Consider the following 25,643-nt stretch of genomic DNA (forward strand, 5'->3'; position numbering starts at 1 on the left):
TTGCTGCGCCCGCAACGCAATCGCCGTCATCCTGAGGCGCGCGGAGCTGTTGCGACGCGCCTCGAAGGATGGGCTGCGGGTGCTGTGGATTTCGACGCCGGACATCCGGTCCGTCGTCCTTCGAGGCTCGCCGAAGACGGCGAGCACCTCAGGATGACGGACCTCTAGCTCTGCATCTTTGCGTCGAGCATGACGGTTCGTCGGGTCGTTGCGCTGATAATCTATCCTCATTGCCCCAGCCGTTCGATCAGCGCCGGGGCGTGAACCTGGTCGGCCTTGTAGTTGCCGGTCAGCGTGTACATCACGATGTTGACGCCGGCGCGGAAGGCGAATTCGCGCTGCCGCGGTTCGCCCGGCGACAGCGGCAGCATCGGCAGGCCGTCCGAACGCATTGCCCAGGCGCCGGCCAGATCGTTCGAGGTGATGATGATCGGCGAGACGCCGTCGCCGCCGCGGGCCGGCCGCGCCGCGGCGTCGTCGTCCTCGTCGCGCGGCAGCGTCTCCACCCAGGTCTGCCCGGAATTGAAGCGGCCGGGGAAGTCGCGCAACAGATAGAACGTCTTGGTCAACACGTGCTCGCGCGGCACCGGCTCGAGCTCGGGGACATCCAGCGAGGACAGGATGCTGCGCAGCGTCAGCATGCCGGGGGTCTGCGATTCGCCATTCGGGCCGGGCGGCGCTTCCAGCGCGTCGCGGGTGTCGAACAGCACGGTGCCGCCCTGCTTCATATAGGCGTCGATGCGGTTGATGGCGTCCTGCGGCGGCTTCGGGGCACCCGCGATCACCGGCCAGTAGATCAGCGGAAAGAATGCCAATTCGTCGCGCAACGGATCGATGCCGACCGGCTCGCCGGCCTCCAGCGCGGTGCGCTGCGCCAAGAACAGCGACAGCCCGCTCATCCCGGCCTTGACGATGGAATCCACGTCCGCATTGCCGGTGACGACATAAGCGAGCCGGGTCTGACTCACCGCCTTGATGGCGAAGTCGTCATTGCCGGGCGCGGTGTCGGCCGGCTTGGGGGCTTGCTTGGCGCCCTGCGCGGCGGGGCGCGAATTGCTCTGCGCCTGGCTCGGCGACGGCGAAAGCGTTACGGCGGCCAAAGCCGCGGCAAGTAGCAACGCCGCAGCCGACGCGGCGCGACGGCGGCGGAACAGCGCGCCGAGGCTGCCGCCGAGCAGTGCGACGATGACCGCGTCGACCAGGAACAGCGCCAGCGCGGTCGACAGCAGGATGCCGCGCAGATCGCTCGGCTCGGCGGTGGCATAGCCGGCGCGGCGGGCGCGCAGCCCCGCAGTGTCGAGCGCGGCGATGCGGTCGGCGGCGGCCAGCGCGTTGACCGCGAGCGGGCCGTCGGCCGGGCCGTAGAATCCCGGCGGGTGGTCGAGCGAGGCGCGGTCGCGGAAGTCCGCCGGCATCGGCTTGGCGGTCGACGGCGGCGGCCCGAACGCGCCGAAACCATCGAGCGTGCGCAGCGGCGCCACGGTGGCGGCATTGAGTTCGCCGGCGACGCCGGCGCCGGGCGTTGCGGTGTAGCCCGACAGATCGACGATCCGCCGCAGCATTTCGACGAAGCTGCCGGACATCGGCAGGTCGGACCAGCGCATGTCGGCGCTGACGTGGAACAGCGCGACCAGGCCCTTGCCGCGATGATCGCCGGTGACCAACGGCGTGCCGTCGACCAGCGAGGCCCAGCTCTTGGTGGCGAGCACCGCGTCGGGCTCCGCCAAGACTTGACGATTGACGGTGACGTCGGCCGGCACCGCGAGCCCGGCGAACGGGCCGCCGGCGGCAAACGAGGCGAGATGCTGCGGCTTCTCCCAGGTCAGGCTGCCGCCGAGGCTGCGGCCGCCGCGGCGCAGCTTCACCGGCACCAGATCGTCGTCGGCCTGCGCCAGATGCGGCCCGGCGAACCGCACCAGCACGCCGCCGGCCTCGATCCAGGCGCTGATGCGCTCGCGGATCTCCGGCGCCAGCGCGCCGACGTCGGCCAACACGATCATCGGCAGCTTCTGATCGAGAAACTGTGCGATCGCCAGCTGCGGCGCGCCGCGCTCGCCGACCCGGACGTCGGCGAACGGCGCCAGCGCGCGGGTCAGATAAAACGTCGAGGCCAGCAGCGGCTGCGCGGTGTCGCTGCTGGCGCCGGAAACGATGCCGATGGCGCGGCGCCGCCAGCGCTTGTCGAGCAGCTGCACGGCGCCGGCGGAGCGCTCGCCGGCGATCTCCAGCCGGGCGATGTCGTTGCGCAATTCCACCGGCAGTTCGAACGCGGCTTCGGTCTCGGTGTCCTGCGCGGCGAACGCAAAGCGCGCTTCGCCGATCGGCGCGCCCTTGGCGTCGAGCGCGCGCACGGTGCCGGCTTCGCTGCCGCCGCTGCCCGGGCGCAGCACCTTGACGGTCATTTTCGCCGCGGCGTTTTCGGCCGCCGCCAGCGCGTGCGCGGGCGCGGCGCCCTCGAAGATGGTCAGGCTGCGATCGCCGATCGCCTTGGCCAATCCGGCGGTGAAGTCAGGGCCGCGCCCGGTGTCGACGCCATCGGTCAGCCAGGCGATTTCGGCGTCGCCGGTGCTCTTGAGGAAGCGCTCCAGCGTCGGCAGCGTGTCGACCCGCTCCACCGCATAGGGTTTCGGCGCGATCTGGCGCAACGCGACGCGGGCGGTTCCGGCCGGCAGCAGCGTCGGATCGCGGTTCGGCTCCGATAGCGGCACCAAGGCCACGCCGCGCCGCGCGCTTTCGGCACTGGCGATCAATTCGTCGGCTGCTTTCAGCCGGGTGTCCCAACTCGCCGCGGCGCTCCAGCCGTCGTCCAGCACGATGACCAGCGGCGCGTTGGAGCCGGCGGCGCCGCCCGGCGGATTCCAGATCGGCCCCGCTGCGGCAAAGATCACCAAGGCGGCGGCGAGCAGCCGCAGCGCGGTCAGCCACCACGGCGTGCGCGACGGCGTCTCTTCCTTCGGGGCGATCTCGAACAAGAGCTTGGTCGGCGGGAAGCTGACGCGGCGCGGCCGCGGCGGCATCACCCGCAGCAGCCACCACAGCGCCGGCAACGCGACGAGGCCGAGCAGCAGCAGCGGTTCGGCGAAAGCGAGCGGCAGACCCATCATGCGCTGCGTCCCACTTTGACGCCGGGCGTGGTGTTCTTGGTCACCGTCATGCCGGCGTGCAGGAACAGCAGCAGTTCGGCGGCGGAACGGCTGGTGGTGTGGGTGGAGAACAGCCAGTCGAGCTTATTGGTCTCGGCGCGGATCTGGTCGCGATGCGCGGCGACGCGGGCCACGTAATCGCTCGCCCATTTCTCGGCGCGGCCGGCGGTGATCATCTCGCCGCCCTCAGGGTCGACGAATTCGACGCGTCCGGAATACGGAAAGCTCTCTTCGGCGGGGTCGACCACCTGGACCAGCGTGCCATGGGCGCCGGAGGCCGACAGCCCGGCCAGCATGGTCTTGATCTCGGCGATCGGCGACCAGCAATCCGACAGCACGACGATTTCGGCCAGCGCCGCCGGCACGAAGGACGGCGGCAGGCTGGCGCGCGTGCCGGTGTCGTGCAGCATCGCCTGCGCCATCTTGTCGATCACATTGCTGTTCGAGGTCGGGTTCATCAGTCCGGGCACGCCGACGCGCTCGCCGCCGGCGACCAAGAGTTGCGCCAGCGCGAAACTGACGATCAGCGCCCGTTCGAGCTTCGAGTCGCGCGCGGTCTTGGAGGCGAATGCCATCGACAACGAGCGGTCCGGCCACAGCCATACGGTGTGCGCGGCTTCCCACTCCTGTTCGCGGACGTACAAATGGTCGTCGCGCGCCGAGCGGCGCCAGTCGACATTCTGCGACGGCTCGCCGGAAACGAAGCGTCGATATTGCCAAAAGCTCTCGCCGGCGCCGGCACGGCGCCGGCCATGCACGCCGTGGATCACATTGGCGGCGATCCGGCGGGCTTCCAGCATCAGCCGCGGCAACGACGCGGCGAGACTCCGGCTTTCGCCGTCGGCGCGTCGCAGGGCGAGGACTTCCGGTGGATCGCGCTCGGCAGCTGCTGCCATCAACCGATCCGCGATTTCAGCTGGCGGATCACCTCGGGAATCGTGGTGCCTTCGGCGCGCGCCGCAAAGGTCAGCGCCATGCGGTGCTTCAGGATCGGTTCAGCAAGATCGAGCACGTCGTCGATCGACGGCGCCAGCCTTCCGTCGAGCAGCGCGCGGGCGCGCACCGCGAGCATCAGGGATTGGCTGGCGCGCGGGCCGGGGCCCCAGGCGATCAGCTTGCCGGTGGCGCCGCCGTCGGGGCCGGGACGCGCGGATCTGACGAGAGTGAGGATCGCCTCCACCACGGAATCGCCGACCGGCAGCCGGCGCACCAGCCGCTGCGCGGTGATCAGCGTCTCGGCGCTCATCGCCGCCTTGGCCAGCGTCTCGTCGGCGCCGGTGGTCTCGAACAGGATGCGGCGCTCGGCGTCGCGGTCCGGATAGTCGACGTCGATTTCCATCAGGAAGCGGTCGAGTTGGGCTTCCGGCAGCGGATAGGTGCCTTCCTGCTCCAGCGGGTTCTGCGTCGCCAGCACGTGGAACGGCTTCGGCAGATCGTGCCGCGCGCCGGCCACTGTGATGTGCTGCTCCTGCATCGCCTGCAGCAACGCCGACTGGGTGCGCGGGCTGGCGCGGTTGATCTCGTCGGCCATCAGCAGCTGCGCGAACACCGGGCCGGAGATGAAGCGGAACGAGCGCTTGCCGGTGACGCTTTCGTCGAGCACCTCGGCGCCGAGAATATCCGACGGCATCAGATCGGGGGTGAACTGGATCCGCTTGGCATCTAACCCGAGCGTGGTGCCGAGGGTTTCGACGAGCTTGGTCTTGGCCAGACCGGGCACGCCGATCAACAGCGCATGGCCGCCGGACAGGATGGTCACCAAAGTGTTTTCAACCACCTTGTCCTGTCCGAAGATCACGGTCGCGATGGCGTCCCTGGCGACGCGGATTTCGCCCGCGACCTGCTCGGCCGAGCGCACGATCACGTCTTCCAGCTTCTCGACAGTCTCTGCGCCAGCCATCCGTCACTCCCTTGCGTGCGACGCAGCGTCTGCGTCGTGCCACCTTCGTCACCCGCCGAGCAGCGAAGGCCGTGCATTCGTTGTTAAACATTCACCGCATTATGCGGCCTCAAAGCCGCGAACCGCATCACGATATGGAGAGTTAGACAAGCCTGGTGATGTGGATCGGACGTTCACTTCAGCTCACTGCGCATCCTCACGAGAACCTCCGAACCACAGCCGCGAGATTGGTAAATTTTCTAGGTCCTCGAATTCGAAAGCTGCGACAGATAAGCAGTTGAGATGCGAAGCTCGAATTCGACAAGCTAAGGCTATTCGATAGTTGCAGCAATCGTGCCAAACTTGGACAGCAGGTCAGGTAACCATGGCGAAGCAAGGGCAGAGCCCGATTCAAAATCTCGACGGCTTGGTTGCGGCGGCGACCGGCGTCGGCCAATCGGCCAAAGGTCTGCCGCCGGTGCATCTGTGGAACCCGCCGTTCTGCGGTGACCTGGATATGCGAATCGCCAGCGACGGCACTTGGTTTTATCTCGGCACGCCGATCGGCCGGCCGGCGCTGGTGCGATTGTTCTCGACGATTCTGAAGCGCGAGGACGGCAAGCACTTTCTCGTGACGCCGGTGGAAAAGGTCGGCATCCAGGTCGACGACGCGCCGTTCCTTGCCGTCGAGATGGTCAAGGACGCCGGCGCCGATGGCCCGCTGCTGCGGTTTCGCACCAATGTCGACGACTGGGTGCCGTGCGACCGGGAGCATCGGCTGCGGTTCGAAGTCGCAGCCGACGGCGGGCTGATGCCGTATCTGCACGTCCGCGCCGAGTTGTGGGCTAAGGTGACCCGCGCGCTGTATTACGATCTGGTTGACATTGGCGAGGAGCGGGTGGTCGATGGCCGTGCGATGTTTGGGATTGCTTCCGGCGGCGCGTATTTTGCGATGGCCGACGCGGAGCAGGTGAGGGGAGCGCTTTGAACGAGCCTATGCTGGAGACCGGTCCTGGCGTCGTCGGGGTCGACTCGGAGGAATTCTTCGGCCGCGCCCGGCAACGGTTGGGTTTCGAGGTTCCGCCCGCTCTCACCGACCCTAGCATCTTGCCCCCCAGCGGCGATGCCGGAACCGACCGGATGTGGCAGATCATCGCGCAGGAGCGGCCGGTCCGTCCTGCGGCCGTGCTGATCGCCGTGGTCGACCACGCCGAGCCGACCGTGCTGTTGACGATGCGCGCGGCACATCTCACCGACCACGCCGGCCAGATCGCGTTTCCCGGCGGCAAGATCGACGCCGTCGACGCCTCGCCGCGCGACGCCGCGCTGCGCGAGGCCGAGGAGGAGATCGGGCTCGACCGCAGCTATGTCGATCCGATCGGCTATCTCGATCTCTACGCCACCGGCTACGGCTTTCGCATCCTGCCGCTGGTGGCGCGGGTCAGGCCGGGCTTCGAGCTGCGCATCAACAAGGCGGAGGTCGACGACGCCTTCGAGGTGCCGCTGGCGTTCCTGATGAACCCGGCCAACCACCAGCTGCACAGCAAGGAATTTCGCGGCGCCGCGCGCAGCTACTACGCCATGCCGTTCGCCGAGCGCTACATCTGGGGTGCCACCGCGGGAATCTTGCGGGTGCTGTACGAGCGGGTTTATCTGCCATGATTCGTCCAGTGCTGACTGAAATCGGAATCTTTCTCATTCCGTTCGCCATTTACGCGATCTACCTGCTGGGCAGCCGCTCTGGCGTGTTCCGGCAATCCTCGTGGCCGTTGCACGTGCTGGGCAAGCTGGCGTTGGGCGCGCTGATCCTGACCATCGTCAGCCTATTGTTGCTGGCGCATTACTCCGGAGCGCCGCCGAATTCGACCTACGTTCCCGCGCATATTGAAAACGGCCGGCTGGTGCCGGGCTACGAGAAGTAACGGAGGCGGGACGTGAGTTCGGTGCGAAGGCTCGAGGATGCGCCGTGGAATTCCGGCGCCGCGGCGAGGGTGCTGGCGCTGCTCAACGGCGATGGCGCCGAGGCGCGCGTGGTCGGCGGCGCGGTGCGCAACTTGCTGATCGGGCTGCCGACCGGGGATATCGACATCGCCACCACGGCGCTGCCCGACGAGGTGATGCGCCGCGCGCAACAGGCCGGCATCAAGAGCGTGCCGACCGGCATCGAGCACGGCACGGTGACGCTGGTTGTCGACGGCGAGCCGTTCGAAATCACCACGCTGCGCGAGGACGTCGAGACTTTCGGCCGCAAGGCCAAGGTGGCGTTCGGCGAGGATTGGGCGGTCGACGCGCAGCGCCGCGATTTCACCATGAATGCGCTGTCGGTGTCGCTCGACGGCACGCTGCACGATTACGTCGGCGGGCTCGACGACGTCGAGGCCCGGCGGGTGCGCTTCATCGGCGATCCCGACCAGCGCATCGCCGAGGACTATCTGCGGATCCTGCGGTTCTTCCGGATTCACGCCGCCTATGGCGAGGGCGCGCCGGACCGCGACGGCTCTCTGGCCTGCATCCGCGGCCGCGACGGGCTGGCGAGCCTGTCCGCCGAACGGATGCGGATGGAGATGCTGAAGCTGATGGTGGCGCCCGGCGCCTGCGCCGCGGTGGCGGCGATGGGCGAGGGCGGGCTGCTGCTGCGGGTGTTCGGCGGCGTCGCGTTCCACGGTCCGTTCGCCGCGATGATCGCCGCGGAGCGCAGGCTCGATCTGGCGCCCGACGCGATCCGCCGGCTCGGCGCGCTGGGAGTCGCGGTGACCGAGGACGCCCGGCGGCTGACGCAGCGCCTGCGGCTGTCGAATGTGGAGTGCAAGCGGCTGGATTCGATGGGGCACCGCTGGTGGCGGCTGCGCGGCATGGACCAGGCCACCGCGAAGCGGCGGCTGTATCGGCTGGGCCAAGCGCGCTACCACGATCGCATGATGTTGGCCTGGGCGCGGGCAGGGCAAGACGCCGATCCGACGCCGTGGCTCGATCTGGTGACCCTGCCGCAGCGCTGGCAGGCGCCGGCGTTTCCGTTGAAGGCCGCGGATTTCATCGCCCGCGGCGTCGCCCAAGGCCCGGCGCTCGGCCATATCATCGCGCTCGCCGAAGACGCCTGGCTGGCGTCCGACTTCGCGCTCGACGAGGCGGCGCTGAACGGCATCGCCGACCAGACCGTGGCGCGGTTCGCCCGCGACCACCGGCTCTAGTCGCGTCGGCCGCGCTGCGCTGAACGCGACCGAGGCGCCGGCTCGGGCGCTTGCCTTGGTACGGTCGCGGTTCTGCGGAGCAGCGCTTTTGCGCTGCCCCGCCCGCAGGGCACGAGGTTACGCGACCTTGCTGCGCTCCAACTCGTCGTCCTCGTCGTCGGTCTCGTCATCGTTCTCGTCGGACGGCTCGTCGTCGCCGCCGTCGTCTTCGATCTCCAGCATCTCGGCGCGTTCCAGCACCGCCAGTGGCAGCGTCTCGCGGAACAGATCGCCTTCTTCGCCCATCCACACGCACACCACCGCGCCGTCCTTGACCTCGGCCACGGTCAGCGGATGACCGCCCGACTTCAACATCACGACGTCGCCCGGGGCTAGTTCCATGAGTCTCTCCTCGCGTTGGTTGTTAGGCAAGGTCAACCTAGCGATTCGTCATGACAGGCCGAACACGGCGGCGTCACGTCCTCCGATGTCGCCCTCAAAAAGATCGTCATTCCGGGGCGCGAGGCCGCAGGCCGAGCGAACCCGGAATCTCGCAGCGGGTGGAAGCACGGGCCTGTTGCGAGATGCCGGGTTCGCGCAAGCTATCGCTCGCGCGCCCCGGAATGACGCTGCGATGTGGAGCAGGCCGCAGCTACCTGATGCCGAGCGTCTTGTGGGTCTGCAGGCTGAGCCGCCATTGCGGATGCGCCAGGCAATAGGCGATCGCGCTTGCGGTGTTGGCGGCCGCCTCGGCGCCATCCATCGGCTGCAACGAGAATCGTTCGAAGCCGAGATCGGCGAACAGTTCGGGTAAGGCGCCGCGCTGCGGATAGACCAGCTTCAGCTCATTGCCGCGCCGCAGCACCAGATCGGCGCCGGCCTTCGGACTGACGCAGAGCCAATCGATGCCGTCGGGCGGCGCCAGCGTGCCGTTGGTCTCGACGCCGACGCCAAAGCCGCGGCCGTGCAGCGCGGCAATGAGTTTGGCATCGAGCTGCAGCAACGGCTCTCCGCCGGTTAATACCACGTAGCGGAATTTGTCGTCGCCGGTCCATTGCGAGGCGATGACGGCGGCAAGTTCCGCTGCCGAGGCGTAGCGGTCGCCGAGCGTGCCGTCGGTTCCAACGAAGTCGGTGTCGCAGAATTGGCACTTCGCGGTCTCGCGGTCAGAGTCCCGCCCGCTCCAAAGATTGCAGCCGGCAAAGCGGCAAAACACCGCGGCACGGCCGGCATGAGCGCCTTCGCCTTGCAGAGTCAGAAAGATTTCTTTGACGGCGTAGCTCACGGTTGCGGTGCCTCGCTGTTCGATCCGGTCTGGCGCAGCGCTTCGCCCAGAACCATGGCCGCTGCCATCGCGACGTTGAGGGAACGCAGCCCGGGCTGCACCGGGATCACCAGCCGCGCATCCGCGACCGCGGCGACGTCGTCGGGGACCCCGGCGGATTCCCGCCCGAGCAGCAGCACGTCGCGCGCAGAATAGCGGTAATCCAAATAGGGCGTTAGTCCTTTGGTCGTAAGCAACACCAGCCGGCATCCCGCCGCGGCGCGCCACTGCTCGAATTTCGACCAGCAATCATGCCTCATGATTGTCACCTGATCGAGATAGTCCATCCCGGCGCGACGAAAGTGGCGATCGGAAACCGGAAAGCCGGCAGGCTCGATAATATGGGCTTCGACGTTGAGGCAGGCACAAAGCCGAAGGATAGTTCCGGTGTTCTGCGGGATGTCGGGTTGGAAAAGTGCGATCCGCATTCCGCCCTGCGCCTTCATCGTCAGCCACGAAATCTGAGACCAATCATTGGGCTGCGTAGTTTTCGTGCAAGGTATTAGGACTAGGTCGATAGCGGGCTTGCGCTCTCCGGGCAAGGGTGCCAATAGAACGATTCTGGACCGCCTGTGCCAAAGGCGCGCGCGGTTCAAGAGGTCGTTTTGCCGCTCCTTTGGGATGCGGATGTCCTGGCCGCCCCTGGTCGCACTGATCATGCTTGCCGCGGGGGCGGTTTGACCGGTTTGAGACGAGAAAGGGCTTTTTATCGTGACCACAGAGGCTTCGTCGGACCCGACACGCCGTGATTTTCTTTACATCGCCACCGGCGCCGTTGCTGCGGTGGGTGCCGCGGCTGCAGTATGGCCGTTGGTCGCGCAGATGAACCCGGATGCCTCGACGATTGCCGCGGGCGCGCCGATCGAGGTCGATCTGGCACCGATCGCGGTCGGTCAGGACATCAAGGTGTTCTGGCGCGGCCAGCCGATCTACATCATGAACCGCACGCCGAAGCAGGTCGAAGAAGCGCGCGCGGTGCAGCTGTCCAGTCTGCCCGATCCGGCCTCCGATCAGGACCGCACCAAGGAAGGTCACGAGCAGTGGCTGATCGTGGTCGGCATCTGCACCCATCTCGGCTGCATTCCGATCGCGCACGAAGGCAAGTATGACGGCTTCTTCTGCCCGTGCCACGGTTCGCAATACGACTCCTCCGGTCGCATTCGCCAGGGGCCGGCGCCGGCCAATCTGCCCGTCCCGCCCTATCAGTTCGTCTCCGACAGCAAAATCCAAATCGGCTGACGCTGCCCTCCCCCCAGCCTCGCTGCAATAATTCCAGGATCGCACCAATGAGTGGACCTTCGACCTATCAGCCACGTCCCGGCGTCATGAAGTGGCTGGAAGACCGCCTGCCGATCGTGAGCTTCGTTCATTCTTCCTTCGTGTCGTGGCCGACGCCGCGCAACCTGAACTATTGGTGGACGTTCGGCGCCATCCTGTCGATGATGCTGGTGGTTCAGATCGTCACCGGCATCGTGCTGGCGATGCATTACGTGCCGCACGCCGATATGGCCTTCGATTCCGTCGAGTCGATCGTCCGCGACGTCAATTACGGCTGGCTGTTGCGTAACGTTCACGCCGCCGGCGCCTCGATGTTCTTCATCGCGGTCTACGTCCACATGTTCCGCGGCCTGTATTACGGGTCATACAAGGAGCCGCGCGAGGTGCTGTGGATCCTCGGCGTGATCATCTATTTGCTGATGATGGCCACCGGCTTCATGGGCTACGTGCTGCCCTGGGGGCAGATGAGCTTCTGGGGTGCCACCGTCATCACCAACCTGTTCTCGGCCATTCCGTTGGTCGGCGACAGCATCGTGACGTTGCTGTGGGGCGGCTATTCGGTCGGCAGTCCGACGCTGAACCGGTTCTTCTCGCTGCACTACCTGCTGCCTTTCGTGATCATCGGCGTGGTCGTGCTGCACATCTGGGCGGTTCACGTCACCGGCCAGAACAACCCGACCGGCGTCGAACCGAAGACCGATAAGGACACCGTGCCGTTCACGCCCTATGCGACGATGAAGGACTTGTACGCCGCCTCGGTATTCCTGATCTTCTTCGCCTGGTTCATCTTCTACATGCCGAACTATCTCGGCGAGGCCGATAACTACATCCCGGCCAATCCCGGCGTGACCCCGCCGCACATCGTGCCGGAATGGTATTACCTGCCGTTCTACGCGATCCTGCGCTCGATCCCGAACAAGCTGTTGGGCGTCGTGGCGATGTTCGGTGCGATCATCGTGCTGCTGTTCCTGCCCTGGCTGGACAGCATGAAGGTGCGGTCGTCGCGCTATCGTCCGCTCGCCAAGCGCTTCTTCTGGGCCTTCGTGGTGGTCTGCATCCTGCTCGGCTGGCTCGGCGGCCAGGCGGCGGAAGGCATCTACACCGTCATGGCCCGCATCCTGACCGCGGCCTACTTCGCCTACTTCCTGGTGGTGTTGCCGATGCTGTCGCGCATGGAAAAGACCCTGCCGCTGCCGAACTCGATTTCGGAGGACGTGCTGGCGAAGTCCGACGGCGCCGGCAAGGCCGTGGCCTCGATCGCGATGGTGCTGGGTCTGGCGGGCGCGCTGGTGATGGGCGGTGCCCAAAGCGCCAAAGCGGCCGGCGGAGAAAATATCCCGGCGTCGCTGGAATGGTCGTTCGCGGGTCCGTTCGGCAAGTTCGACCGCGCCCAGCTGCAGCGCGGCTACCAGGTCTACAAGGAGGTCTGCGCGACCTGTCACTCGATGAAGTACGTCCACTACCGCAACCTGGCGGAGCCGGGTGGACCGGGCTTCACCGTCGAGCAGGCCAAGGCGTTCGCCGCCGAAGCCACCATCAAGGACGGCCCGAACGATTCCGGCGAAATGTACGATCGCCCGCGCCGGCTCGCCGACCCGTTCCCGTCGCCCTATGCGAACGAGCAGGCCGCACGCTTTGCCAATGGCGGCGGCGTGCCACCGGACCTCTCCCTGGTCGCCAAGGCGCGGTCCTATGAGCGCGGCTTCCCGCAGTTCCTGTTCGATCTGTTCACCCAGTTCCAGGAGCAGGGCCCGAACTACGTGGCGGCGCTGCTGCGCGGCTACGAAGAGACTCCGCCCGAGGGCTTCACGCTTCCCGACGGCTCCTATTACAACAGGTACTTCCCCGGCCACACGATCAAGATGCCGATGATGCTGATGGATGGCGTGGTCAGCTATCAAGATGACACGCCGCAGACGGCCGATCAGTACGCCAAGGACGTCACTGCCTTCCTGATGTGGGCGGCGGAGCCGCACCTCGAGGCCCGCAAGCGAATGGGCTTGCAGGTGATGATCTTCCTGTTGATCCTGTCCGGCCTGTTGTACTTCACCAAACAGCGGATCTGGGCCGACGCGCACTAAGCGGCGGTCACTGCGATAACGGAAAAGCCCCTGCGGGGGCTTTTTTGTTGGCTGGAATTGGCCGCCCGGCCTGTCCTCGCGCAGACCCGCCACCCGGAAGGCACGCCTGAACTATCAGGCAGCTGCGCGAGCGGCGTCTCGGAAATCAAATACTCTCTCCACGTCATGGCCGGGCTCGTCCCGGCCATCCACGGAAACATCGACCGCCTTGTCTGTGGGCGTGGATGGCCGCGACGAGCCCGGCCATGAGGGGTTGGGCGCTGTGCCGCCCTCGCGGCTCGGTGGCGATTGCATCCGGCGCCCGCAGCGGTCAAAATCGGCGGCAATCAACGCAGCGACGATCCGGAGGACACCATGGGCACCAGCGTCACTTTCAAGCGTCCCGACGGCAAGGAAGCGCACGGCTATCTGGCCAACGCCGCGCAGGGCAATGCCCCCGGCGTGGTGGTGATCCAGGAATGGTGGGGGTTGTCGGAGCAGATCAAGGGCCTGACCGATCGCTTCGCGCTGGCCGGCTTCGATGCGTTGGCGCCCGACCTCTATAACGGCGTGGTGGTGCCGTATCACGACACCGAGGCCGCCAACAAAGAGATGAGCTCGCTGGATTTCATCGACGCCACCACGCAGACGGTGCGCGGCGCCGCACTTTATCTCGGCCGCAACGGCGCCAAGGTCGGTCTCACCGGTTTCTGCATGGGCGGGGCGGTGACGATCATCGGCGCCTGCAAGATCCCCGAACTCGGCGCCGCGGTGGCGTTCTACGGCATTCCGCCGGACGAGGCCGCGCGGCCCGGCGAGGTGAAGATTCCGCTGCAGGGCCACTTCGCCAGCCGCGACGACTGGTGCACGCCGGCGCTGGTCGATGGCTTCGAGAGCGGGTTGAAGGCGGCGGGAAAGCCCGCGGAATTCTATCGCTACGAGGCCGACCACGCCTTCGTCAACGAACAGCGCGCCGCGGTGCACGATCGCGAAGCCGCCGAACTGGCGTGGGGCCGCGCCGCGGATTTCTTCCACAAACACCTCGGATAGTTGCAGCGCACGCGCTTAGCACCCGCGTCGCGTGCGCCAGAACCGTTGTCATCACCGGTAAAATTTGAGCGTTCGACTGAACAATTGACAGAACTGTTGCTGCGATAAAGCTGCCTCAAGAGCGAGGACAGCCATGGTTGAGAAACTAACAACGCCCGCGCAGAATGTCGTCGACTTCGTCGGCTACCAGCTGCGCCGATCCGGGGCGGCGACCAGAATCCGCGCCTGCCGCCATTGCGGTGCCGCGCTCGGCGACGGCGAATCCGACGACGACTGTTCGACCTTGATGTTGTGCGAGCAGCCGACCCGGATCCGCCGGCCGCAGAAGTTCTGAGCGCATGACCCGACAACCGGCTCCGGTGTTTCGGACAGAACACGAGCCCATGATCATTGGCGGCGCGATGAGGTTTCGAAGAAGCGTTATCCGGCCGCAATGCGTGGCGCCGCGCCATCCGACGTCGATGGCGCGGCGCTACACCGACACCGCGTAGAGTTCTATTCGGCGTGCCCCAGTTCGATATGGGCGCGCATCGCCGCCGCCGGCGGCATCCGCTCCGCCGCGTTCGGGGATCGGCATCGGCTGCAGTCAATCTCCCGGCTGGACCTGGATCTCGGCGTGTCGCAACAGGTCGAGGTCCGGCTTGTCGATCAACGCTCGTCTGTATCGAAATGAAGTGGCAGCGGCGGCTGCGGCGATCGCGAATGGTTCGCAAACATCGTGCCGCGACCTGACGACCCCGACGACCGCGTCAGCGGTTGAGGGCGGGCGCTTATCGATCGGCGACGGGGTGATGAAAAACCGCCTGCGTCGGATTGCATGCGAGACGGGTCACGCGCCTAAGTAGCGCATTGGGTCGGGCGGCCCGATCCTTAGGCGGTTTTCAACCGGCCGGTTCCGCGGAGTTGCGCCAACGCAAGAAAGCCGGGCTAGAAGATGGCATGGTACGAAAGTTGGATTCGCCTCAAGGCGCCGAAGATGTTTAATAGATCAGATATCATGTTAAATGCATCATGAGTCGCGACCAAAAGACGGCATCTGACGCGCGTGCGCCGTTGCGGGCGGACGTCGGCGGCGGTGCGTCGTGTTGCCGGTCCAGCGATCGCAGGTGCCGCGGCGCGAGGATGCGCCGGTGATTGCCGCGGTGGCCGTGCAACTCGTTTGCGTCGCGGCCCTGCTGGCCATTGCGGTGCTTGCGCTGCCGCTGAGCCGAACCCGCGCTGCCACCGCCGTGGTTTATGGCGCGACCACGCTGGTCTGCGCGGGCGCGCTGATCGGAGCGCTGCGCTGGCTGTTCGCCGGGGCAGCCGCCGACGAGCTGGTGCTGCCGATCGGGCTGCCGTGGCTCGGCGCGCATTTCCGGCTCGACGCGCTGGCGGCGTTCTTTCTCGGCGTGGTCAATCTCGGCGGCGCCGTCGCCAGCCTCTATGCGCTCGGCTACGGCCAACACGAAACCGCGCCGCAGCGGGTGCTGCCGTTCTTTCCGGCGTTTCTCGCCGGGATGAACCTGGTGGTGCTGGCGGCCGACGCGTTCTCTTATCTGTTGTGCTGGGAGTTCATGTCGCTGGCGTCCTGGGCGCTGGTGATGACGCATCACCGCGAGCCCGGCAACGCCCGCGCCGGCTATGTCTATCTGTTGATGGCGAGCTTCGGCACGCTGGCGCTGCTGTTGGCATTCGGCCTGCTGGCCGGGCCAGCCGGCGACTACGGCTTCGCGGCGATCCGCGCCATGCCGCATGCGCCGGCCGAAGCCACGCTGGTGCTGATCCTGATGCTGCTCGGCGCCGGCTCGAAAGCCGGTCTGGTGCCGCTGCACGTCTGGCTGCCGCTGGCGCATCCGGCGGCGCCGAGCCACGTCTCGGCGCTGATGAGCGGGGTGATGACCAAGGTCGCGGTCTACGGCTTCATCCGCGTGGTGTTCGATCTGTTAGGCCCGCCGAACTGGACCGCCAGCGTGCTGGTGCTGTCGCTCGGCGGCGTCACCGCGGTGATGGGGATTCTCTATGCGCTGCTGGAAAAAGACCTGAAGCGGCTCTTGGCCTATTCGACGATCGAGAATATCGGCATCATCTTCGTCTGCCTCGGTCTGGCGCTGGCGTTTCAGGCCAACGGCCAGACCCTGGCGGCGTCGCTGGCGTTCACCGCGGCGCTGTTCCATGTTTTCAACCATTCGCTGTTCAAGAGCCTTTTGTTCTTCGGCGCAGGCGCCGTGCTGGTGGCGACCGGCGCGCGCGACATGGACAGGCTCGGCGGGCTGATCCACCGCATGCCGGTGACCAGCGTGGTGTTCCTGATCGGCTGCGTCGCGATCTCGGCGCTGCCGCCGTTCAACGGCTTTGTCTCGGAATGGCTGATGTTTCAGGCGGTGCTGCTCAGCCCCAGCCTGCCGCAATGGGGCCTGAAGATCATGGTGCCGGCGATCGGCGCGCTGCTGGCGCTGGCCGCGGCGCTGGCGGCGGCGTGTTTCGTCAAGGCCTACGGCGTCAGCTTCCTCAGCCGGCCGCGTAGCGATGCGGCGGCGAACGCCCAGGAGGTCGACCGCTTTTCGCTCGCCGCGATGGTGATCCTGGCGTCGCTGTGCCTGCTGGCCGGCATCTTCCCCGGCCTGGTGATCGATGCGCTGTCGCCGGTGACGCAGCAGATCCTCGACAGCCGCCTCGCCGTGCAATCGCATTTGCCATGGCTGTCGATCATCCCGATCGCGGAACGCCGCGGCTCTTATAATGGCCTGTTGGTGCTGGCGTTCATCGCGATCTCGGCGTCGCTCGGCTATCTGGCGATCCGGCGGTTTTCCTCGCACGCGGTGCGGCGGGCGCCGGCCTGGGGCTGCGGCTTTTCCGATGCGGTGCCGCAGGCGCAATATTCGCCGGACAGTTTCGCGCAGCCGCTGCGCCGGGTGTTCGGCACGCTGCTGTTCGCCGCGCGCGAACACGTCGAAATGCCGCCGCCGGGCGCGGTGACGCCGGCGCGGTTCTCGGTCGAGATTCACGATCTGGTCTGGGAAGGGCTGTATGGCCGGATCGCCGGCGCGGTGGACTACGCCGCGATCAGGCTCGATCGCTGGCAGCTGTTGACGATCCGCGGCTATCTCAGCCTGGTGTTCGTCACCCTGGTGACGCTGTTGCTGGTGCTCGCGATATGGTCGTGATCTCCGACATCCTGGTGCAGGGCATCCAGATGCTCTTGGTGTTCCTGCTGGCGCCGCTGCTCACCGGCTTCATCCGCAAGGTCAAGGCGCGGCTGATGCGCCGCAAGGGCGCCTCGATCTTCCAGCCCTATCGCGACCTGTTGCGGCTGCTGCGCAAGGAAGTGGTGCTGGCCGACAACGCCTCCTGGCTGTTCCGCGCCACGCCCTATCTCACCTTCGCGGCGATCTGGGTCGCCGCCGCCTTGGTGCCGACCTTCGCCACCGGGCTGCTGTTCAATTGGACCGCCGATCTGATCGTGATCGTGGCCTTGCTCGGCACCGCGCGGTTCTTCTTGGCATTGGCCGGCATGGATGTCGGCACCGCGTTCGGCGGGCTCGGCTCCTCCCGCGAGGTGATGATCGCGGCCTTGGCGGAGCCGGCGATGCTGTTGATCGTGTTCTGCGTGGCGCTGGTGGCGGGCTCGACGCAACTCTCCACCGTGGCCAACTTCATCGCCTCCTCGCAGGTGGGCCTGCGCGTTTCGCTCGGCATGGCGATGATCGCGCTGGTGATCGTGGCGCTGGCGGAAAACGCCCGCATCCCGGTCGACAATCCCTCCACCCACCTCGAGCTCACCATGGTGCACGAGGCGATGATCCTGGAATATTCCGGCCGGCACCTGGCGCTGATCGAATTCGGCGCGTTTCTCAAGCTGCTGCTGTATATCTCGCTGATCGGCTGCCTGTTCTTTCCTTGGGAAATCGCGGTGTTCGGCGCCGGACCGCTGTCCTATGTGATCGGCGCCGGGATGTATCTGCTGAAAGTAACCGTCGCCGGCTTCCTGCTGGCGGTGTTCGAGACCGCGACCGCCAAGATGCGGGTGTTCCGCGTCCCGCAATTTCTCGGCGCCGCCTTGATGTTGGGTCTGCTCGGCACCTTGCTGCTGTTCGTATCGAAGAGCTTGTGATGCACAGCCTGTCGTTCGACATCTCACACTCGCTGGCCGGCGGCCTGGTGCTGATCAGCTTCATGATGCTGTATCAGGACCGGCTGTCGTCGCTGCTCAACGTGTTCGCGCTGCACGCGGTGACGTTGTCATTGGCGGTGGCCTGGCAGGCGCTGATCCAGGACGCGCCGCATCTCTACGTCACCGCGGCGATCGCGCTGGTGTTCAAGGCGATCATCATTCCGGTGGCGCTGCATCGCATCATCCGCCAGCTCGGCATTCACCGCGACATCGAGACCGCGGTCGGCATCGGCCCGACCATGCTGGCCGGCATGGGGCTGGTGGCGCTGTCGATGGTGCTGATGCTGCGGGTCACCGCTGAGGCCGACGCGCTGGCGCGCGAGGACCTCGCCTTCGCGCTTTCCGTGGTGCTGCTCGGGCTGCTGGTGATGGTGACGCGGCGCAACGCGGTCTCCCAGGTGGTCGGCTTCATGTCGCTGGAAAACGGCCTGGTGCTGGCCGCCACCGGCGCCAAGGGCATGCCGCTGGTGGTCGAAATCTCGGTCGCGTTCTCGATCCTGATCGCCTTCATCGTGATCGGCATCTTCCTGTTCCGGATCCGCGAACGCTTCGATTCGGTCGACGTCGCAGCGCTCGACGAATCCCGCGGAGAACGCCGATGACGCTTCCCGGGTTCAATCCGGTGCTCGGCGTGGTGCTGATCCCGATCTTTGCCGCGGCGCTGCTGGCGGCGTTGCCCGGCTATCGGCTGACCGCGCGGCTCAACGTGGTGGCTTGCCTGGCCACCTTCGTCTGCGCGGTGTCGTTGCTGATCCTGCCGCGGCCGACGCCGGGACCCTATGTGCTGGTCGACGACCTCAACATCGTGTTCATCGTGCTGAATTCGTTCGTCGGGCTGACCACCAGCCTGTTCAGCGCCAGCTACATCGCCCACGAGTTGGAGACCGGCCGGCTGACCCCGGCTTACCTGCGGTTCTACCACGCGATGTACCAGACCATGATGTTCGGCATGAATCTGGCGTTCATGTCGAACAATATCGGCCTGATGTGGGTGGCGGTCGAAGTCGCGACGCTGACCACGGTGCTGATGGTCGGCATCTATCGCACCGAGGCGGCGCTGGAAGCCGCCTGGAAATATTTCATCCTCGGCAGCGTCGGCATCGCCTTTGCGCTGTTCGGCACCATCCTGGTCTATATGGCGGCGCGCCCGATCATCGGCGAGGGCCAGGACGCCATGATCTGGACGCTGCTGATCGAGCGCGCCTCGCAGTTCGATCCCGCCTTGCTCAACGTCGCCTTCGTGTTCCTGTTTCTCGGCTACGGCACCAAGGTCGGGCTGGCGCCACTGCACGCCTGGCTGCCGGACGCCCACGCCGAGGGTCCGACGCCGATCTCCGCGGTGCTGTCCGGGCTGTTGTTGAACGTGGCGCTGTACGCGCTGCTGCGCTTCAAGATGCTGATGACCGCCAATCCCGAGGCGATGGCGCCGGGCACGCTGATGGTGACGATGGGGCTTACGTCGCTGATCTTCGCCGCCTTCATGCTGTACCGCCGCCGCGACATCAAACGGCTGTTCGCCTATTCGTCGATCGAGCACATGGGCATCATCGTGTTCGCGTTCGGGATGGGCGGGCCGCTGGCGAATTTCGCAGGTCTCTTGCACATGGTGATGCACAGCCTGACCAAGTCGGCGATCTTCTTCGCGGTCGGCCACATCGCGCAGATCAAGGGCACCCAGACCATCGATGAAATCCGCGGCATCACCGAGAGCCATCCGGCGCTGGGCTGGGGTTTCGTCGCCGGCGTGGTGGCGATCGCCGGGCTGCCGCCGCTCGGCATCTTCATGAGCGAGTTTCTGGTGGTGAGTTCGACCTTCGCGCGGCAGCCGCTGTTGGCGCTGCTGTTGGTGTTCGGGCTGTTGGTGGCGTTCGGCGCGCTGACGCTGCGGCTGACCGGCGTCGCCTTCGGCGAGCCGCGCGGCAGTACGCAGCCCGCCGAGGCGTCGTATCTGCCGATGTTCGCCCATCTGGTGCTGGTATTGGTCGCCGGCGTGTATCTGCCGGCGCCGATCGTGGTCTGGTTCCAGCATGTCGCCCACCTTCTCGGATAACGCGAGGATCCCATGCCGTCGCTGAGTGATCTGAAGCGGGAAGGCCGCATCGCACGGCAGCAGCGGCCGTGGCCGCGCATCGTGGTCGATGAAGTGCTGTGGAGCGGGGCCGCGACCTCGGTCGCCGAGCGCCGGCTGACGCTGCTGGCGCTGTGGGGCGAGCCTTCCGCCGTGCACATGGCGGTGCTGGAGCCGTCCACCGCCGAGGTCGCGGTGATCAGTCTGGACTGTCCGAACCGGTGCTTTCCCTCGGTCGCCGCGCCGCATCCGCCGGCGCTGCGGCTGGAACGCAGCATCCGCGATCTGTTCGGCCTCGAGCCGGTCGGCTCGCCGGATTCCCGGCCGTGGCTCGATCACGGCCAATGGGGGGTGACGGCGCCGCTCGGCGCCAGCACGGCGTCGGCGCCGCAGCCGGCTTATGAGTTCTTGCCGGTCGAGGGCAACGGGCTGCACCAGGTCGCGGTCGGCCCGGTGCATGCCGGCATTATCGAGCCCGGGCATTTCCGCTTCACTGCCTCCGGCGAGACCGTGGTGCGGCTGGAGCAACGGCTCGGCTACGTCCACAAGGGCATCGAAGGCCTGATGGGCGGCGCCTCGCTGCAGCAGGGCGCCAAACTCGCCGGCCGGGTGTCGGGCGACAGCACAGTGGCCTATTCGTTTGCGTACTCGCGCGCCGCCGAAGCCGCGCTCGAGCTCAAAGTGCCGGAGCGCGCGGTCTGGCTGCGGGCGCTGATGGCCGAACTGGAGCGGCTCGCCAATCATCTCGGCGACATCGGCGCGATCTGCAACGACGCGGCGTTCGCGCTGATGCTGGCGCATTGCGGCGTGCTGCGCGAAAACGTACTGCGCGCCGCCGCCATCGCGTTCGGCCATCGCTTGATGCGCGATCTCATCGTGCCGGGCGGCGTGCGCGGCGATCTCTCCGTCGACGGCCTGAAGGCGATCGAAGCCGCGCTGGTGTCGATCCGCCATCAGTTCCCGGCGCTGATCGAACTCTACGACGACACCGCCTCGCTGCAGGATCGCACCGTCGGCACCGGCGTGGTGAGTTCGGAACTGGTCGAACAATACGGCGCCGGCGGCTTCGTCGGCCGCGGCTCCGGCCGCGCCTTCGATACCAGGCGCAAGCTGTGCTATCCGCCCTACGGCCAGTTGCGCTTCGACGTGCCGGTGTTGCCCGAGGGCGACGTCAATGCGCGGATCTGGGTGCGGATCCGCGAGGTCGAACAGAGCATGGCGATGATCGACCAGATCCTCGACAAGCTGCCTGGTGGCGAGCTGCTCACGTCGGTTCCGGCGATCGCCGAAGACCGCGAAGGCCTCGGCCTGGTGGAAGGCTTTCGCGGCGACGTGCTGGTCTGGCTGCGGCTACGTGATGGCGTGATCACGCGCTGCCACTTGCGCGATCCGTCGTGGTTTCAGTGGCCGCTGCTGGAGGCGGCGATCGAAGGCAACATCGTCGCCGACTTTCCGCTCTGCAACAAATCGTTCAACTGCTCCTATTCCGGGCCGGATCTGTGAAGGCGAGCGCGCATGCGTGATCAGTTGTTTCAGGGCCTATTCCGGCGTCCGCACACCGAGCCGGCGCCGGCGCTGGATCCGGCCGCGGTGGAAGAACTCGCGACCTCGCTCGGCGACCTGGCGCGGCGCCGGCTCGGCCGCAGTCTGTCGATCCGCGAGGTCGATGCCGGTTCCTGCAACGGCTGCGAATTGGAAATCCACGCGCTCAGCAACGCCTATTACGACGTCGAGCGGTTCGGCATCCGCTTCGTCGCCTCGCCGCGCCATGCCGACGTGCTGCTGGTCACCGGGCCGGTGACCAAGAACATGCGTGACGCGTTGAAGGCCACCTATGAGGCGACGCCTTCGCCGAAATGGGTGGTGGCGCTCGGCGATTGCGCCAAGGACGGCGGCTGTTTCGCCGCCAGCTACGCGGTGGAGGGCGGGGTATCGGCGGTGATTCCGGTCGATCTGCACATTCCCGGCTGTCCGCCGCCGCCGCTGCTGATCCTGCAGGGGCTGCTGGCGTTGCTGGCCCGCGCCGACGCAGGGGCGTGATCGGCGCGCGCACCGGCTTTCTTTCGGCCGGCTCGGATGGCCCCGAAGCGTGGCTCCGCAGAAATTGTACACGAGTGAAACTTGGTGTCCCGGGCGCGGTGCAGCGCGTAGCGCTGCTCCGCAGAACCGGGACCGTTACGAAGGCAGCGTCCGTAACGGCCCCGGCTCTGCAGCGCACCACGCCGCAAGAGCGGCGCGCTGCACTGCGTCCGGGGCAGGCTTCAAGGCGTGCCTGCGTTTGGCGACGGGCGCCGGCTCAGCGCTTGCGCTTCGGCAGATCGACCCGGGCCTCGACGAATTCAGGCGGGCCCTCGGTGAGCCGGTGGATGCGGCGATCGCGCTCTTCCGACGGCGCATCGGGATCGATCAGTTGGCCGATCTGGTTGGCGGCGAGTTCGACCGCGCGCGCGGTGCGGACCGCCTTGGCGGGCCTGCCGGAGGAGGCGACGGAGAGCCCAAGCTGCACCAGGCGCTGCACCGCTTCGGCGCGCGAAACCAGATGGAGCGCCGCCCACTCATCGAGTGCCGTCAACGTCGCAGGCTGCAATTGAGCCGGAATCGTTTCGCCGGATTTCGCTGCAGCCGGCCGCTCGGTTGATTTCCTCTGCTTGGCGTCGGTTTGCTTGATCATGAACAAGTGTGTACCTGAAAAACCACTCGGGCGGAAGGTGAACTTCTGTTTCAGGGCTGTTCATCACCACGAAGAAGTCGGTATTGTTTGGAAGTTTCCCGGTCAAAACTGATCGTCGCACCAGCTTCGGAGCGGCGTGCCGTTCTGGCTTTCGTGTCGCTCCTGTCGCTGGATCCACCGCATGAGAATCGTTCAAGACGCGCCGGTCGATGACTCCGAATTCCGGCCGATCACGGCCCGATCGCCGGCCCGGTCGGCGCGGCTTCGCCGCGGCGGCGCAACGTTGCTGGCATTGGTCGCGGCGGGCCTGCCGACCCTGGCGTCGGCCGCCGCGGATCTCGCCGCGCTGCCGCGCAACCTGTCGCCATGGGGCATGTTCCAGAACGCCGATATCGTCGTCAAAGTGGTGATGGTCGGGCTGGCGCTGGCCTCGCTGGCGACCTGGACGGTGTGGCTGTCGAAGACCCTGGAATTGCGCCGCGAAACCGAACGTGCGCTGCAGCGTCTGGCGCTGTTGGAGAGCGACACGCCGCTGCGCGACATCGAACAGGATTGTACGGATGCGAACGATGCGGTGGCGCAGCTGATCCTGTCGGCGTCGCGCGAGGCCAGCCTGTCGGGCGGGGTGTTCGACGACGCCTTCAAGGAGCGCGTGGCGTTGCGGCTGGAGCGGGTCGAGGGCGCGATGTCGCGGCGGATCGCCCGCGGCACCGGCATTCTGGCGACGATCGGCGCCACCTCGCCGTTCATCGGGCTGTTCGGCACGGTGTGGGGCATCATGAACGCCTTCATCGGCATTTCGCAGGCGCACACCACCAATCTCGCGGTGGTGGCGCCGGGCATCGCCGAGGCGCTGCTGGCCACCGCGCTGGGCCTCGTTGCCGCGATCCCCGCGGTGGTGATCTACAATCATCTGGCGCGGGTGATCGCCGGCTATCGGGCGTTGCTCGGCGATGCCTCGGCGCAGTTATTGCTGCTGCTCAGCCGCGACAAGGGCCGCCGCGGCGCGCGGCTCGGACGGGCGGCGGAGTAGGTCATGGCGGTGAGGCTTGGCGGCTCGAGGCGCGGCGGCGACAACGACGACCTCGTCGAAGCCCATGAAATCAACGTCACACCGTTCATCGACGTGATGCTGGTGCTGCTGATCATCTTCATGGTGGCGGCGCCGCTCGCCACCGTCGATCTCGGCGTCGATCTGCCGGCCTCGACCGTCGAGCCGCAGCCGCGGCCGGAGCAGCCGGTGTTCGTCACCCTGAAGCCGGATCTGTCGGTCGCGGTCGGCGAAGAGGTGATCGCCCGCGAGGCGTTGCCGGGGATGCTCGATACCGCCACCAAGGGCCAGAAGGACGAACGGATCTTTCTGCGCGCCGACAAGGCGGTGAGCTACGGCGAGCTGATGGCGGTGATGAACCTGATGCGCGACGCCGGCTATCTGAAGATCGCGCTGGTGGGCCTCGATGGCCGCAGCGAGTGAGATCAACGCGTTGGCGCTGCACGTCGCGGGCGACCGCGGTTCGGCGCGGCGCTGGGCGCTGTCGGCGGTCGTCGTCGTCGTCGTGCATGCTGCGCTGATCGCGGCCGGCATCGCCTGGTACACCGCTTCGCCGCCGCCGGGCACGATGATTCCGGCGATCATGGTCGACATGGCGCCGTCCTCCGCGGCGCCGCAGCCGCAGCTGCTCGACCTGCCGCCGGGCCCGCAGATGCAGGAGGCCGAAGCGCCGCCGCCCCCGCCGCCCGAGCCGGTGGCGCCGCCGCCTCCGGAGCAGGCGGTGCCGCCGACGCCGTTGCAGGACAAGCCCGAGGTCGCGGCGCCGCAGGAGCCGAAGGCCGAGCCGGCGCCGCAAGAACCCGCGCCGGCGCAGATCGTGCGCGAGCCGCCGCGCCCCCAGGTGAAGAAGCCAAAGCCCGAGCCGCGGGTCTTGAAAAAACCCGCCGAGACGCCGGCGCCGCAGACCAGCGCGCCGCCGGCCGCCGCGCGGCAGGCGCGCGCCGCGGCGGCTGCCACCGCCGGAGCCGCCGCCGCCGCGGCGTTGCCGTCCTACCGCGATCGGCTGGCGGCGCATCTGCAGCGTTTCAAGCAATACCCCTCGGAGGCGCGATCGGCGGGGCTGCAGGGCACCGCGATGCTCAGCTTCACGGTCGGTCGCGGCGGCCAGGTGTTGGGCGCCAGACTCGCAAGATCGTCGGGCTCCGCGTCGCTCGACGCCGAGACCATGGCGATGATCCGCCGCGCCCAGCCGTTGCCGTCGTTTCCGTCGGAGCTGCCGCAGAGTTCGTTGAGTTTCACGGTGCCGGTGCGGTTCTCGATCCGCTAGACTAACGCTCGTTTGGTTGGGATCGAAGCATCCAAACCAAATGCAGCTGTCATTCCGGATTGCGAGTTCGAAGAACGAGCAAGTCCGGAATCCATATGCCCTGCAGGGGTTATGGATTCCTGGCTCGCTCGCAGCTATCGCTGCTCGCGCCCCGGAATGACGGCTTGGGATCTTGGAGCGCAGTCATCGAACGCGAACATCCTCTTACTCCGCGCGGTCGATGCGGCTTCGTCCTGCTGCGCGATTACTAACAATCTTGTCGCTACTCATCGTCTGCGCGGCAGCGCGATGTTTGCATGCGCGTTTGCGATTGCCGGCATCGCAAGTCCGGCTTGTAGCGCCGCGCTCGCCGTTATGCGACCCGGTCGGATCGCGCTACGGGCCTGCGGCATGATGCTCGAAGACGCGGCAAACCCGCTGCGCGGCTTAACCTTTCGACAACTTCCTCTTCATCACTTGATAAGCAAGATTAATAATCGGTGAGATAGCCCTGCGAGCCTGCCACCACAGCGTTGCCGCAACGAGAGTCAAA

At 66.8% G+C, this 25,643-nt stretch carries 25 protein-coding genes; 18 read left to right on the forward strand and 7 right to left on the reverse strand.

Annotated features, from left to right (window positions below):
• Positions 1-227: 227 nt before the first annotated feature.
• From RPC_RS04600 to RPC_RS04610, 3 genes are read right to left on the reverse strand one after another with little or no spacing between them, the layout of a single operon-like run.
• Positions 228-3,104 (reverse strand): DUF4159 domain-containing protein, encoded by a 2,877-nt coding sequence (locus tag RPC_RS04600; RefSeq protein ID WP_011471392.1) that lies wholly within the window; start codon positions 3,102-3,104, stop codon positions 228-230.
• Complete coding sequence (locus tag RPC_RS04605) at positions 3,101-4,039, reverse strand: DUF58 domain-containing protein (RefSeq protein WP_011471393.1); 939 nt, start codon at positions 4,037-4,039, stop codon at positions 3,101-3,103. Before RPC_RS04605 ends, RPC_RS04600 begins: the two co-directional genes overlap by 4 nt.
• Positions 4,039-5,043 carry an AAA family ATPase gene (locus RPC_RS04610; RefSeq protein ID WP_011471394.1) on the reverse strand — a complete coding sequence of 335 codons (1,005 nt, stop codon included), beginning with the start codon at positions 5,041-5,043 and terminating at the stop codon, positions 4,039-4,041. Before RPC_RS04610 ends, RPC_RS04605 begins: the two co-directional genes overlap by 1 nt.
• Positions 5,044-5,407: 364 nt before the next feature.
• On the opposite strand from RPC_RS04610, the gene RPC_RS04615 reads away from it, so the two are divergent.
• From RPC_RS04615 to RPC_RS04630, 4 genes are read left to right on the forward strand one after another with little or no spacing between them, the layout of a single operon-like run.
• Entirely contained in the window at positions 5,408-6,010 is a 603-nt protein-coding gene (locus tag RPC_RS04615; RefSeq protein ID WP_011471395.1) for a DUF1285 domain-containing protein, read from the forward strand.
• 8 nt (positions 6,011-6,018) lie between these two features.
• Positions 6,019-6,684 carry a CoA pyrophosphatase gene (locus RPC_RS04620; RefSeq protein WP_011471396.1) on the forward strand — a complete coding sequence of 222 codons (666 nt, stop codon included), beginning with the start codon at positions 6,019-6,021 and terminating at the stop codon, positions 6,682-6,684.
• The gene (locus RPC_RS04625) at positions 6,681-6,944 is read left to right on the forward strand and encodes a DUF6111 family protein (protein ID WP_011471397.1); all 264 of its coding nucleotides are present in this window, start codon (positions 6,681-6,683) and stop codon (positions 6,942-6,944) included. Before RPC_RS04620 ends, RPC_RS04625 begins: the two co-directional genes overlap by 4 nt.
• Positions 6,945-6,956: 12 nt before the next feature.
• Positions 6,957-8,210: a CCA tRNA nucleotidyltransferase gene (locus RPC_RS04630; RefSeq protein WP_011471398.1), complete on the forward strand. Its 1,254-nt coding sequence runs from the start codon at positions 6,957-6,959 to the stop codon at positions 8,208-8,210.
• Positions 8,211-8,327: 117 nt separating this feature from the next.
• Here RPC_RS04630 and RPC_RS04635 read toward each other — a convergent pair whose 3' ends face one another.
• The 3 genes from RPC_RS04635 to RPC_RS04645 all read right to left on the reverse strand — a co-directional run bounded on the left by RPC_RS04635 (position 8,328) and on the right by RPC_RS04645 (position 9,941).
• Positions 8,328-8,591: a YodC family protein gene (locus RPC_RS04635; RefSeq protein WP_011471399.1), complete on the reverse strand. Its 264-nt coding sequence runs from the start codon at positions 8,589-8,591 to the stop codon at positions 8,328-8,330.
• Between the two features lie 250 nt (positions 8,592-8,841).
• A complete protein-coding gene (queE, locus tag RPC_RS04640) occupies positions 8,842-9,474 on the reverse strand; it encodes a 7-carboxy-7-deazaguanine synthase (RefSeq protein ID WP_011471400.1) in 633 nt (210 codons plus the stop codon).
• Complete coding sequence (locus RPC_RS04645) at positions 9,471-9,941, reverse strand: tRNA (cytidine(34)-2'-O)-methyltransferase (protein WP_041802444.1); 471 nt, start codon at positions 9,939-9,941, stop codon at positions 9,471-9,473. The genes queE and RPC_RS04645 overlap by 4 nt, the downstream gene beginning before the upstream one ends.
• Positions 9,942-10,224: 283 nt before the next feature.
• Here RPC_RS04645 and petA point away from each other — a divergent pair, with 283 nt between their 5' ends.
• The 10 genes from petA (at position 10,225) to RPC_RS04700 (ending at position 22,162) form a co-directional block, all read left to right on the forward strand.
• A complete protein-coding gene (gene petA / locus RPC_RS04650) occupies positions 10,225-10,752 on the forward strand; it encodes a ubiquinol-cytochrome c reductase iron-sulfur subunit (RefSeq protein ID WP_011471402.1) in 528 nt (175 codons plus the stop codon).
• Between the two features lie 47 nt (positions 10,753-10,799).
• Positions 10,800-12,872: a cytochrome c1 gene (locus RPC_RS04655; RefSeq protein ID WP_011471403.1), complete on the forward strand. Its 2,073-nt coding sequence runs from the start codon at positions 10,800-10,802 to the stop codon at positions 12,870-12,872.
• Between the two features lie 354 nt (positions 12,873-13,226).
• Positions 13,227-13,901 carry a dienelactone hydrolase family protein gene (locus tag RPC_RS04660; RefSeq protein ID WP_041802446.1) on the forward strand — a complete coding sequence of 225 codons (675 nt, stop codon included), beginning with the start codon at positions 13,227-13,229 and terminating at the stop codon, positions 13,899-13,901.
• A gap of 133 nt (positions 13,902-14,034) precedes the next feature.
• Positions 14,035-14,235 carry a hypothetical protein gene (locus tag RPC_RS04665; RefSeq protein WP_041801394.1) on the forward strand — a complete coding sequence of 67 codons (201 nt, stop codon included), beginning with the start codon at positions 14,035-14,037 and terminating at the stop codon, positions 14,233-14,235.
• A gap of 799 nt (positions 14,236-15,034) precedes the next feature.
• On the forward strand, positions 15,035-17,047 hold the full coding sequence (hyfB, locus tag RPC_RS04675; protein WP_041802447.1) for a hydrogenase 4 subunit B: 2,013 nt from the start codon (positions 15,035-15,037) through the stop codon (positions 17,045-17,047).
• Positions 17,038-17,994 (forward strand): respiratory chain complex I subunit 1 family protein, encoded by a 957-nt coding sequence (locus RPC_RS04680; protein ID WP_041801397.1) that lies wholly within the window; start codon positions 17,038-17,040, stop codon positions 17,992-17,994. Before hyfB ends, RPC_RS04680 begins: the two co-directional genes overlap by 10 nt.
• Positions 17,994-18,656, forward strand: a complete 663-nt coding sequence (locus RPC_RS04685; protein ID WP_011471409.1) for a hydrogenase-4 component E — start codon at positions 17,994-17,996, stop codon at positions 18,654-18,656. The genes RPC_RS04680 and RPC_RS04685 overlap by 1 nt, the downstream gene beginning before the upstream one ends.
• Positions 18,653-20,104: a hydrogenase 4 subunit F gene (locus tag RPC_RS04690; RefSeq protein WP_011471410.1), complete on the forward strand. Its 1,452-nt coding sequence runs from the start codon at positions 18,653-18,655 to the stop codon at positions 20,102-20,104. The genes RPC_RS04685 and RPC_RS04690 overlap by 4 nt, the downstream gene beginning before the upstream one ends.
• Positions 20,105-20,116: 12 nt before the next feature.
• Complete coding sequence (locus RPC_RS04695; RefSeq protein WP_011471411.1) at positions 20,117-21,625, forward strand: NADH-quinone oxidoreductase subunit C; 1,509 nt, start codon at positions 20,117-20,119, stop codon at positions 21,623-21,625.
• Between the two features lie 12 nt (positions 21,626-21,637).
• The gene (locus RPC_RS04700; RefSeq protein WP_011471412.1) at positions 21,638-22,162 is read left to right on the forward strand and encodes an NADH-quinone oxidoreductase subunit B family protein; all 525 of its coding nucleotides are present in this window, start codon (positions 21,638-21,640) and stop codon (positions 22,160-22,162) included.
• Between the two features lie 256 nt (positions 22,163-22,418).
• Here RPC_RS04700 and RPC_RS04705 read toward each other — a convergent pair whose 3' ends face one another.
• Positions 22,419-22,793 (reverse strand): hypothetical protein, encoded by a 375-nt coding sequence (locus tag RPC_RS04705; protein ID WP_011471413.1) that lies wholly within the window; start codon positions 22,791-22,793, stop codon positions 22,419-22,421.
• A gap of 181 nt (positions 22,794-22,974) precedes the next feature.
• Here RPC_RS04705 and exbB point away from each other — a divergent pair, with 181 nt between their 5' ends.
• The 4 genes from exbB to RPC_RS25955 all read left to right on the forward strand — a co-directional run bounded on the left by exbB (position 22,975) and on the right by RPC_RS25955 (position 25,594).
• The gene (gene exbB, locus RPC_RS04710; RefSeq protein WP_011471414.1) at positions 22,975-23,826 is read left to right on the forward strand and encodes a tonB-system energizer ExbB; all 852 of its coding nucleotides are present in this window, start codon (positions 22,975-22,977) and stop codon (positions 23,824-23,826) included.
• A gap of 3 nt (positions 23,827-23,829) precedes the next feature.
• Positions 23,830-24,267 (forward strand): TonB system transport protein ExbD, encoded by a 438-nt coding sequence (gene exbD / locus RPC_RS04715; RefSeq protein WP_011471415.1) that lies wholly within the window; start codon positions 23,830-23,832, stop codon positions 24,265-24,267.
• Complete coding sequence (locus RPC_RS04720; RefSeq protein WP_011471416.1) at positions 24,251-25,111, forward strand: energy transducer TonB family protein; 861 nt, start codon at positions 24,251-24,253, stop codon at positions 25,109-25,111. Before exbD ends, RPC_RS04720 begins: the two co-directional genes overlap by 17 nt.
• A gap of 111 nt (positions 25,112-25,222) precedes the next feature.
• Positions 25,223-25,594, forward strand: a complete 372-nt coding sequence (locus tag RPC_RS25955; protein WP_157043131.1) for a hypothetical protein — start codon at positions 25,223-25,225, stop codon at positions 25,592-25,594.
• Positions 25,595-25,643: the final 49 nt, after the last annotated feature.

The organism is Rhodopseudomonas palustris BisB18 (assembly GCF_000013745.1).
GTDB lineage: Bacteria > Pseudomonadota > Alphaproteobacteria > Rhizobiales > Xanthobacteraceae > Rhodopseudomonas_A > Rhodopseudomonas_A palustris_F.